General features: G+C 62.3%; 11 protein-coding genes. All 11 read right to left on the minus strand.

The window, feature by feature from the left end; translation table 11 throughout:
* Positions 1-200: ATP-binding cassette domain-containing protein (locus LD28_RS0111835; RefSeq protein WP_033137173.1), on the minus strand; the 200-nt coding region annotated here is incomplete at its 3' end.
* Entirely contained in the window at positions 200-988 is a 789-nt protein-coding gene (locus LD28_RS0111840) for an ATP-binding cassette domain-containing protein (RefSeq protein WP_033137174.1), read from the minus strand. The genes LD28_RS0111835 and LD28_RS0111840, both read right to left, overlap by 1 nt.
* Positions 982-1797 carry an ABC transporter permease gene (locus LD28_RS0111845; protein ID WP_033137175.1) on the minus strand — a complete coding sequence of 272 codons (816 nt, stop codon included), beginning with the start codon at positions 1795-1797 and terminating at the stop codon, positions 982-984. The genes LD28_RS0111840 and LD28_RS0111845 overlap by 7 nt, the downstream gene beginning before the upstream one ends.
* The gene (locus LD28_RS0111850) at positions 1787-2797 is read right to left on the minus strand and encodes an ABC transporter permease (protein ID WP_033137176.1); all 1011 of its coding nucleotides are present in this window, start codon (positions 2795-2797) and stop codon (positions 1787-1789) included. Before LD28_RS0111850 ends, LD28_RS0111845 begins: the two co-directional genes overlap by 11 nt.
* Positions 2782-4374, minus strand: a complete 1593-nt coding sequence (locus tag LD28_RS0111855; protein ID WP_050514316.1) for an ABC transporter substrate-binding protein — start codon at positions 4372-4374, stop codon at positions 2782-2784. Before LD28_RS0111855 ends, LD28_RS0111850 begins: the two co-directional genes overlap by 16 nt.
* A gap of 143 nt (positions 4375-4517) precedes the next feature.
* Entirely contained in the window at positions 4518-5045 is a 528-nt protein-coding gene (gene hybE, locus LD28_RS0111860) for a hydrogenase-2 assembly chaperone (RefSeq protein WP_033137178.1), read from the minus strand.
* Positions 5027-5557: a HyaD/HybD family hydrogenase maturation endopeptidase gene (locus tag LD28_RS0111865; protein WP_033137179.1), complete on the minus strand. Its 531-nt coding sequence runs from the start codon at positions 5555-5557 to the stop codon at positions 5027-5029. Before LD28_RS0111865 ends, hybE begins: the two co-directional genes overlap by 19 nt.
* A complete protein-coding gene (hybC, locus tag LD28_RS0111870; RefSeq protein WP_033137180.1) occupies positions 5557-7260 on the minus strand; it encodes a hydrogenase 2 large subunit in 1704 nt (567 codons plus the stop codon). Before hybC ends, LD28_RS0111865 begins: the two co-directional genes overlap by 1 nt.
* Positions 7257-8444 carry a Ni/Fe-hydrogenase cytochrome b subunit gene (hybB, locus tag LD28_RS0111875; RefSeq protein ID WP_033137181.1) on the minus strand — a complete coding sequence of 396 codons (1188 nt, stop codon included), beginning with the start codon at positions 8442-8444 and terminating at the stop codon, positions 7257-7259. Before hybB ends, hybC begins: the two co-directional genes overlap by 4 nt.
* The gene (hybA, locus tag LD28_RS0111880; RefSeq protein ID WP_033137182.1) at positions 8437-9471 is read right to left on the minus strand and encodes a hydrogenase 2 operon protein HybA; all 1035 of its coding nucleotides are present in this window, start codon (positions 9469-9471) and stop codon (positions 8437-8439) included. The genes hybB and hybA overlap by 8 nt, the downstream gene beginning before the upstream one ends.
* A 2-nt stretch (positions 9472-9473) precedes the next feature.
* Positions 9474-10607 (minus strand): hydrogenase 2 small subunit, encoded by a 1134-nt coding sequence (hybO, locus tag LD28_RS0111885; RefSeq protein ID WP_033137183.1) that lies wholly within the window; start codon positions 10605-10607, stop codon positions 9474-9476.
* Between the last annotated feature and the right edge of the window lie 32 nt (positions 10608-10639).

The following is a 10639-nucleotide window of genomic DNA, read 5'->3' on the forward strand; positions in this document are numbered from 1 at the left end:
GGCACAGGCTGTCCTTCCAGCAGGATCTGCCCCCCTGCCCCAACCGGTTGCCAACTCGCCAATACCCGCCCCAGCGTGGTCTTGCCATGGCCGCTCGGGGCGGAGATGCCGAGCCGTTCGCCCGCTTTCACCGTCAGCGATAAACCCTGCCAGAGGGGACGTTCACCCTGGGCGATAGTGAGATTTCGTACTTCCAACATCAGGAAACCTCCGGCACAGAGAAGAGCGCATTGAACTCGGGCAGCGCCTGCCAGTGGGCCCGGAGCATCTCGCTCCCCTGCCCCTGGCGCAGATGGTGGCAGCTCAAGGTATCGCTCACCTGCCCCTGATGCAGCGCCACGATGCGATCGGCGAAGCGGGCCGCCAGCGCCAGATCGTGGGTAACCCAGAGGATGCCGCTACCCTGATTGGCCAATTCACGCAACTGGCTGAGCAGCAGGCAAGCCAGCCCCTCGTCGAGCCAGGCGGTGATCTCGTCCGCCAGAATGTAGCGGGCGCCGCCAAGCGCCGCAGTGCAGGCCAGAATGCGCTTGGCCATGCCGCCGGAGAGCTGGCGCGGATAGCGGTCCAGGGTGGCCGCAGGCAACTGGTAGCGCAGCAGTTGTTCACCGAGCCGCTCGCGAGAACCGTTCTGGCCACACAGACGCGCCGCCCGGCCCAGCTGGCGCTCCACCGTCAGCAGCGGATTGAGGGCGCTCACCCCCTGCGGCACATAGCAGAGGGTGTGACCGCGCAGACGAGCCCGGCTGGCATCGCACAGAGGCGTGCCATCAAGGGAGATGCTGCCACGCATGCGCAGGTTGTCCGGCAGCAAGGTCAGGGCGCTTTGCAGCAGCAGGCTCTTGCCCTCGCCGCTCCCCCCCACCAGCGCCACTATCTCCCCCTGCGCCAGTTGCAGGCTGATATCGGTCAGCAATGGCTGCCAGCTGCGCCGCCCCAGCCAGGAGTAGTGGGCCGCCTCTATGGTCACCTGGTCAAAACTCAGCATGGTTCACTCCTGTGCCACAGCAACTGTTGCAAGGCCCGGGTGGCCTGATCAAACAGCAATACCAACAGCAGCAACATCAGCCCCGGGAAGAGCGCCAGCCACCAGCCGCCACCGGCCAGATAACGCAATGCATCGGCCAGCAGCAGGCCAAGGGAGGCCTCGTGGGCCGCAAGACCAAAGCCGAGAAAGCTCAAAGCCGCGCTGTGCAGCACCGCATGGGGAAACATCAGCAAGGTGCCGATAAACCACTGGGGCAACAACCCCGGCAGCAGGTGGGTGCGCCAGCGACGCAGCGCCCCCATCCCCTGACAGCGGGCCAGCACCACGTAATCGCTGCAGGCGATCCGCCGCGCTTCTGCGCAGAGAATGAGCGCCAGCTTGGGCCAGTGGGTGAGCGCCACCGCCAGGATCACCCCGCGCATGCCGCCCCCCACAGTGAAGCAGATCAGGATCAGCAGCAGCATATGGGGCAGCGCCAGCATGGCGTCGATGAGCAGCCGCACCGCCACATCGCATCTGGGATGAATGAGCGAGACACTTGCCGCCACCATGGCCAGCAGCCCGCTGCACAGGGCCGTGCTGATACCGAGCTCCAGACTGGTGAGGGTGCCCTGAAATGCACGCAACCAGAGATCCCGCCCCATCTGATCGGTCCCGAACCAGTGGACCAGCGAGGGGGGCTGCTGGCGCGCCAGCAGATCCATTGGCACATCCTGATGAGAGAGGCTCCAACCATAAGTGGCCAGCAGTGCCAGCCCGATCAGGGCAAACCCCAGCCGCAGCAGTGAGGGGAGCGGATTAAACAGCATGCTCACCCTCCCAACCCCGATTGATGCGCGCCAGCAGCAAACTGGCCACTGTGTTGCCAATAAAGACCAGCAAGGTGCAAAAGAGCACTATGCCCATCAGCAAGGGGATATCTCCCCGCAGCCCCGCATCCACGGTCGCCTGGCCGAGCCCCGGGTAGGAGAAGACCTTCTCTGCCAACAGCGATCCGCCAATCAACTCACCCAGCGATGCAAACTGCAGGCAGAGCGCCGGAGTCAGGGCATGGCGCAGCACGTGAAAACGCAGCATGGGCCAGCCGCCATCCCCCTGGGCGCGGGCGTAGCGGATAAAGTCGCTCTCCAGCACCTCGGCCACCCGCCCCCGGGTATGCAGGGCAATGTTGCCCACCCCGAGCAGCGCCAGAGTGGTGACCGGCAACAGCAGATGGCGCAATCGCATCAGCCAGTCTGCCTCATCGGCAGAGAGCCCCGGCGTCCAGGCGCAGCAGACCGGCAACAGCGGCCAGTGCACCGCAAACAGGGCGAGCAGCAACAGACCAACCCAGAAGGTGGGTAGGGAGGCAAGCAGGTAGGCAAAGCGGCAAATCAGGCGATCGGGCCAGCGGTTGAGATAGCGACCGGCGCAGAGGCCCAGCAGAATGCCGAAAAAGCCGGAGAGCAGCCAGGCGCCCGCCAGCAGCAGGAAGGAGGCGGCAAAACGCTGGCCGATCACCTGAACCACAGGTGCGTTGTAGAGCATGGAGTAACCGAAATCCCCCTGCAGCACTTGGGTAAACCAGTGCCAGTAGCGCAGCCACAGCGGCTGATCCAGCCCCCAGCGGGCGGCGATGCGGGCGTACTGCTCTGGCGGCACATGGAGCAGATCGTTACCGATATAGGCCTTGATGGGGTCGATGGGGGAGTAGCTCAGCAGCACAAAGGTGGCGACAGAGACCAGACAGAGCAGCCCTGCCAGACGCAGCAGGGCTTTTAGCAACAGATAACCTGAATGACTCAAGAGCGAACTTAACGGCACGTCCACCGCCAATCCTGCAGGTTGTTGAGGAGTGACCAGCTACCGTGGATTTCCGGCGCCCCCTTGCCAAGATCGATGCAGCGGTTGGCCAGATAGGTGTGCTGCACATTGAGCAGCCAGGCCCAGGCCGCATCCCCCTGTACCCCGGCGCCGCTCTTGCCATCCCACTCCACCTGCTGCCAGAACGGCACGGCCGCCTGCCAGTTCGGAGCATCCAGCGCCTGCTTGAGGTGGCCATCCACCACAGGGTTGCTGTAGTAGCCCGGGTTGTAGAACTCCACGCCGCCGGAACCGCTCTGGTAGTGATGATAGAGCTCCATGGGATCCAGACTCCCCCACCCCATCAGCACCGGATTGGCGTGCATCTCCCGCTCCACCTGCTCCCAGCTGCCGGATTTGAGGCTCACCTCAAGGCCAATGGGCTTGAGCATGGCGCGCACCGCTTCCGCCAGATCCCGGCGGGTGCTGTCGCCACTGGTGTACCAGAGGGTAAAGGCGGCGCGCTGGTCGCCCTTGTGGCGAATGCCGTCACTGCCCCTCTTCCAGCCTGCATTGTCGAGCAGGGCGTTGGCGTGGGCCGCATCCCCATCCTTGAAGACGGTAGCCTTGTTTAGCCAGGGTAACCCTTCCACCGCGCTGTAGGCGGGGATGGCGTGCCCTTCCAGCAGCTGATCGGCCAGCAGCTTGCGGTCGATGGCGTAGTTGATGGCGCGGCGCACCGCCACATCCGAAGTCACGTCGTTGCCTATGGGATAACCCTTGGAATCCTTGCCGCCCGCAGGCGGAATGGGGAAGACAATGCCGCGGTTCTCCACACTCGGCCGCACCCACAGCTTGAGGGACGCAGGTACGGTGGGCGCCAGTGACGGGGCAATGCGCACCAGATCGAGCTGACTACTCTGGGCAGCGGCATAGGCGCTCTCTTCGTCGATAAAGACAAAGACCAGCCGTTTGAAGTCATTGTTGCCGCCAGCGTAATAGGGGTTCGCCTCCACCACCAGTTGCTGGCCGGGCAGGAAGCTCACCAGCCGGTAAGGACCGGCACCAACCGGCTTTTGGGCATACGCCTTGGGATCGTAATCCTTCTTCGACACGATACCGAGCGATCCCAGCACGTTGACGAAGGTGCTCTGGGGGGCACTCAAGGTGATGGCAACCTCGGTGGGCGAGAGCACCTTAGCCGAGACAAAGTTGCCCATGTCGATCTTGCCGCCGCCCTTGGCCGCGCTGTTGTAGGTAAAGGCCACATCCTCGGCGGTGAGCGGCACGCCGTTGGAGAATTTCAAATCCGGCTTGAGGGTGATAAGCCACCCCTTGCCATCCTTGTTCGGGGTCACCGATTGGGTGAGCAGATCCTGCCAGCTGAGATCGGCATTCTGTTTGAGCAGCGGACTGTGCAGCAGCAGGTAGCTGCCGTGACTCCAGCCAAGCAGAGGGTCAAACCCTTCGGTGGGTTCAGCACCGATGGCGAGCTTGAGTTCGGCAGGCACAGGTTGGGCGGCGGCCAGCGCAGTATGAGAGGCGGTTCCCAGCAGCAGAGTCAACAAAGCAGCTGCGCGGGTACGAAGGGGATGGCATGGCATGGTTATGGGGATCCTTTCTATCTTTTACCACTTACTCTTGGCATCACCGCGCGCCAATGAAGAGAAAATGCGGTGGTTGAAGATGCAAGTAAGGGGCCAAATTAGCCCCTATTCTAAACTTGATTTCGCATGAAACCTAGCAACTATGCCGGTTGACCGCGCCGGGCACCGAATAGTCGTCTGCGACCCAGATCCACGCCGCCAGCCCCTTGCTGCACCGGCAAGGAGAGCAGCATCTTGAGGGTACTGCTCACCAGTGAGCGCCCCTGCTCGGCCCCAAGATGGGGATCGAGCGGCGACATCAGGGAGCAGGCCAGCAGCTGACCACTTTCTGGCAGTTCACCCACCATAAAGGTCAGGTTGCCGCAGGGGAGCTGCAGGGCGAGCCGATCGCTGCTGCTGCGCACCGGCCACAGTTGATCCGGCCCCGGCAGCACCACCACGCTCAGCATCCAGGGGGTGAGCACGCAGCCGAGCCACTGACCTTCAAACAGCGTGCACTCCGCCACGATGGGCATGGTGGCGTGATAGAAGGGCAGCCCTTGCATCTCCTCACGGGCGATCCGCTCATACTGGGCCACCAGCAACGGCGCAGGATTGGTGGCAAAACCCGAAAACTCCTGCCCGCGTTCCTGCATGGCATCTGCCTCGCTTAAATGGGACTGCGCCATAAGCCCTCCCGTGCTTGTTCTGCTCGTTCCTGTTCGGAAAGCGGGGTGGCGGGGGCGCCAACGGCGGCCAGCAGGGTCAAAATCCGATCCTTCGCCTCCCCCATGGCGGCTGCCACCACTGGGGTGAGGCCGATGCGCGGTTCGAGGGATTCAGGCTCTATGCCGATCAGAGTGAGCCGCTTGGGCGACTCCCCCGTCATATGCAGCGCCGAGAGCACATCCGCCAGCCCCAGCTGGTGCGGGGAGATCTTGCGGCCAAACAGGGTCGGGATCTCCTCATCCTTCAGGGTCACCACGGTACCCGGCGGGTTACCACTGCGCACCGCATCCGCCAGAATGATATGGTCGCGACTGGCCATCGCTTCGAGCAGCTCCATACCAGCGGTGCCGCCGTCGAGCAGCTCGATGCCGGAGGCGAAACGGTATTCGCGCCCCAGCGCCTCGACGATGCGCACGCCCACCGCCTCGTCGCTCAAGAGCAGATTGCCGACGCCCAGGATCAGGGTGTTCATCACAGCACCTTCACCTGAGTCGTTTCGCCATTTTGGGTATCCACCACGTGGACCGCACAGGACATGCAGGGGTCGAACGAGTGGATGGTACGCACCACCTCCAGCGGTTTGGCCGGATCGGCCACCGGGGTGCCCACCAGCGCCTGCTCGTAGGGGCCAGGCTCGTCGTTGAAGTTGCGCGGGCCCGAGTTCCAGGTCGATGGCACCACCGCCTGATAGTTCTCGATCTTGCCGCCCTTGATGACGATCCAGTGGGAGAGCATGCCGCGCGGCGCCTCTTCAAAGCCCACCCCGCGAAACTCTTTGTCCGCCGGGATCTCGGCCTTGATGTAGGCGGTGGTGTCTCCCTTGCCAATATTGTCGACCAGCGCCTTCCACTGGTGCGCCAGGGTGTCTTTGAGCACGCAGCAGCGCACCGCCCGGCCAATGATGCGGCCCATGGTGGAGTGCAGCTGTTCGGTCTTGATGGCAGAACCGGTGAGCGCTTTATAAATGCCGTTCAACTGGTCGAAGTGCGCTACCGTTTCCGGGTGTTTGGCGGCCAGTTTCACCAGCAAGTCTGCGAGCGGCCCCACCTCTACCACCTTGCCGTAGAAGGTAGGGGATTTGACCCAGGAGTATTTGCCATCATCCTGCCAGCCGGTGTAGTTCGGCTCAGTTTTGCCCTCCCACGGCTTGAGGGGAGCGTCATCCTTGTACCAGGCGTGCTTGTTGCTCTCGGCGATGCCGTCCATCAGCCAGCCATCCTGATGGCTCTCTATGGGGCGGTAAGCTGCCAGATTGCCATTCTCGATATAGCCGCCCGGCATCAGGAAGCTGCCGCCGTTGGCGTCGGTGGGGAGCTCCGGCACGCTCAGGTAGTGCTTGGCCCCCTGCCCCAGTGTCAACCACTCGGGGTAGTGGGCGGCGATGATGGCGGCATCCACCTTGTAGACCTGCTCGATAAACTCGCCGAGCCGGTCGATAAAGCTCTTCACGTAGAGCAGCCGCTCGAGGTTGAGCACGCTCGGCGCATCCAGGTTGATGGGGTTGGCCACGCCACCCACCGCCAGATTCTGGATGTGGGGGCTCTTGCCCCCCAGAATGGCGACGATGCGGTTGGCATCGCGCTGGCACTCCAGTGCCTGCAGGTAGTGGGCCACGGCGATGAGGTTCACCTCCGGGCTCAGCTTCATCTCCTTGTGACCCCAGTAGCCGTTGGCAAAGATGCCGAGCTGGCCGCTCGCGACCAGCGCACGGATTTTATCCTGCACCTTGGTCAGCTCGTCGGCACTGTTGAGGGACCAGGTAGAGACCCCCTTGAGGATATCCGCCGCTTTTTGTGGATTGGCCTGCAGCGCTGCCGTGATGTCCACCCAGTCCAGCGCCGAGAGCTGGTAGAAGTGGACGATGTGATCGTGGATGTTGTGGGCCGCGATGATGAGGTTGCGGATGAACTGGGCGTTGACCGGCACCTTGGCGCCGATGGCGTTCTCCACCGCCCGCACCGAGGCGATGGCGTGAATGGAGGTACATACCCCGCAGATGCGCTGCACAATCATCCAGGCATCGCGCGGGTCGTTGCCCTTGACGATCTCCTCCATCCCGCGCCACATGGTGCCGGACGACCAGGCTTTGGTGACGACGCCGCCTTCGATTTCGCAGTCGATACGCAGGTGCCCCTCAATGCGGGTGATGGGGTCTATGGTGATACGTTGGCTCATACGTTGGCTTTCCCTCGGGCCTGATAATCTTGGTGAACACGTTCAAGTGATGGCAGTACCGGCAGCAGCCGGATCAACAGCAAATAGGCACACACCTCGATGGCAACGAAGCCCAGGGAGATCAGCACCTCCTCCGCGGAGGGGAAGTAGTGGTAGCCATTGCCGGGGTTGAAGGCGAGCAGGGAGTAATCCAGTCGCCAGAGGGCGGCGCCCAGCAGCATACTGAGGGCCCCCAGGAACAACATGCGCGAATCGCGGCGGCTCTTGTCCCAGTGGAACACCAGCAGCGGGAAGATCATCAGCGCAATCTCGCTCCAGAACATGATGGAGAAACGGTTCCAGTCGGAGAGATACTCCGACTTGTCATTGATGACGATCTCGGCAAAGCGCAGCGCCACAAACAGGATCAGGAAGATATCGATCACTTGGGTCAGCTTGTAGAACAGCGGCTTTTCGTTGGGTCCCCGCCCCGCCAATCCTGCCTGCACCAGCGAACCTTCAAACACCACGATGGAAAAACCCATGATGAAGGCGGTGAGCAAGGAGAAGACCGGCAGCAGCTCGTAGCTTTGCCAGAGCGGATGGATCTTCTCCCCCGCGACGATCATCAACGAGCCCATCGAGGATTGGTGCATGGTGGGCAACAGTGCCCCCAGCGCCAGCACGAAGAACATGATCTTGTTGAGGCGAATGAGTGACGCCTTCCAGCCGAACTTCTCCAGCAGCACGGGCGCAAACTCCAGCGCCATCACCCCGATATAGATGGTCATGCAGACCGCCGTCTCGAACAGCACCGAGGAGGTGTTGAAGTGACCGGGCAGATAGAAGTACGGCAGGTTCCAGTAGCGCCCCACGTCGATGGTGATGGAGAGGCCCCCCAGCGAGTAGCCGAACAGACTCGCCAACAGGGCCGGTCGCACCAGCGGGTGGTACTCGCCCCGGTTGAACACATAAACCGCCCAGGCCAGCGCCCAACCGCCACAGGCGAAACCGGTCCCGATCAAGAGATCGAACGAGATCCACAGCCCCCAGGGATAGCCCCCGTTCAAGTCGGTGACCGAGCCCAGCCCGAAGACGAGGCGCTTCAAGATCAACATGCCGCACAGCACGGCAAAGGGGGCCAGCACCAGCACTGGCCAGCTGACCAGCTTGCCGCCCAGCGGATACGCCTTGTGATTACTCATGATCCTTGCCTCCCTTTGTAGTGCCCTGATCCTTGATCTGCGCACTTCCCTGATCATCATGGTGATCGTGACCATTCTTGGTGTTGCGGCGGATCAGCACCGAAAGGCCGGTCAGCACCACCATGGGCAGCACCATCCCCTTGTAGAGGGTGTGCTGGATATGCTCGGAGCGGGCACCGGAGGAGAGCTCCGGCAGATCGGGCATGTCGAGCTTGGTATAGGGCACCCCGGCCAGTACCAGCACCTGGGTGCCACCCCCCTCCTTCTCGCCATAGACGTAAGGTTGGTAGTTGGGCACTTCGTGCAGGTACGGGTCGTTGGCCTGAAGGGTCTGGCGCGGATAGGCATATTCACTGCCCGGGCTCGCCAGCAGGCGGCGCTTGGCCTCGGCCATCAGCTCCTCGCGGGTGCCGAAGATCACAGCGCCGGTGGGGCACACCTCGACACAGCCAGGCAGTTTGCCCTGATCAATCCGTTCAAGCCCTTTCTGGTTGCAGAGCTCGCACTTGTGGATCGCCCCCAGCGGGTTGTCGTAGTCATATTTGGGCACATCGAACGGGCAACCCACCATGCAGTAGCGGCAGCCGGTGCAGACGCTCGGGTCGTAGTGAACGATGCCGGTCTTGGGATCTTTTTTAAGGGCCTGCACCGGGCAGACCGAGACACAGTTGGGATCGACGCAGTGCATGCACTGCTTTTTGATGTAGGCGTAGCCATCCACCAGCTGATCCTTATGCTCACCCGTGCCACTCTTCCACACCTGAATGATGTTGTTGGTGTAGGGGGTCAGCTTGTCGTTAGTGGACCAGGTCTGTGCTCCCTCCGGATTGGACGGGTTGCCGTTGAGGCGCTGACACTCCGCCACACAGGCCTGACAGCCGACGCAGAGGGTGGAGTCATACAACATGCCGAGCGCCCCGGGAATGGGTGGCTTGTTCTTGGCTGCCGCCAGTGCAGTGCCGGGCACAGCGGCCCCTGCCGCCAGTGCACTGGCAGAGGCGAATTTGAGGAAATTGCGTCTGTTCACGGTTACTCCTCCCGTGATGGGTGCTGCCCGGCTTCGTGGCGCTTCTGCTGGCGACCGAGTTCACGCACCGTCATCAGACTCACCCCCACCAGCACCCCGAGGGCACCACCGATCAGGCCGGTCGCGGTGGGCGAGGTGTAGCCCCCCTCCTGGATCTTCACATCGGGTTTATCCACCCGTGGAGTCGGGTTCTCTACCTTGGCAAGCTGGAAGATCCCCTTGCTGAAACCGACCCCCTGCTCGTTGCAGCCGTAGCAGGGGTGGCCGATGCCGACCGGCCAGATGCCGCCGCCCACATCGCAGAACTCCAGGGTCGAGCAGTTGCCGTAGGTTTCCGGCCCCTTGCAGCCCAGATGGTAGAGGCACCAGCCCTGACGGTGGCCCTCATCACCAAACTCCTTGGCAAAACGCCCTGCGTCGAAGTGCGGACGACGCTCGCAGTTCTCATGGATCAGGCGCTCATAGGCAAACAGCGGACGCTTCTTGCTATCCAGCGCCGGCAGCTTGCCGTAGGTGATGTAGTAGGCAACCGTGGTGAGGAAGTTGTGGGGATTGGGCGGGCAACCCGGGATATTGATGATCGGGGTGCCGATATTGCCGAGGGCTTCTTCGAGACTGACGGCACCGGTCGGGTTGCCGCCACTGGCAGGCACACCGCCCCAGGCGGAGCAGGAGCCGATGGCGATAACCGCAGCCGCATCGGCAGCAGCACGGCGAATATGGTCGACGATAGGCTCACCGGCCACCATGCAGTAGACACCACCATCTTTAAGCGGAATGGAGCCATCCACCACCAGCACATACTTGCCTTTATAACGCTTGATGGCGTTGTGCTTGTTCTCTTCCGCCTGATGACCAAAAGCCGCCGAGAGCACCTCGTGGTACTCCAGCGAAATGGTATTGAGGATCAGGTTCTCGATGGTGGGGTGGGTGGCGCGCAGCAGCGATTCGGTACAACCGGTGCACTCCTGTGCCCCAATCCAGATCACCGGCGGCCGCTCGGGGCTGGTGAGCGCGGTGGCCATCTTGGCGACGGCATTCTGACTTAATCCCAGGGTTGCGGCCATCCCGGCACACAATTTCATAAAATCACGGCGATTAATCCCATGAGCCGATAAAAAATTATCCTCGACCATTCTTCTTATTCCCGTAGTGAGCACTTGTTTGG

It is taken from the genome of Aeromonas finlandensis (genome assembly GCF_000764645.1).
Taxonomy (GTDB): Bacteria; Pseudomonadota; Gammaproteobacteria; order Enterobacterales; family Aeromonadaceae; genus Aeromonas; species Aeromonas finlandensis.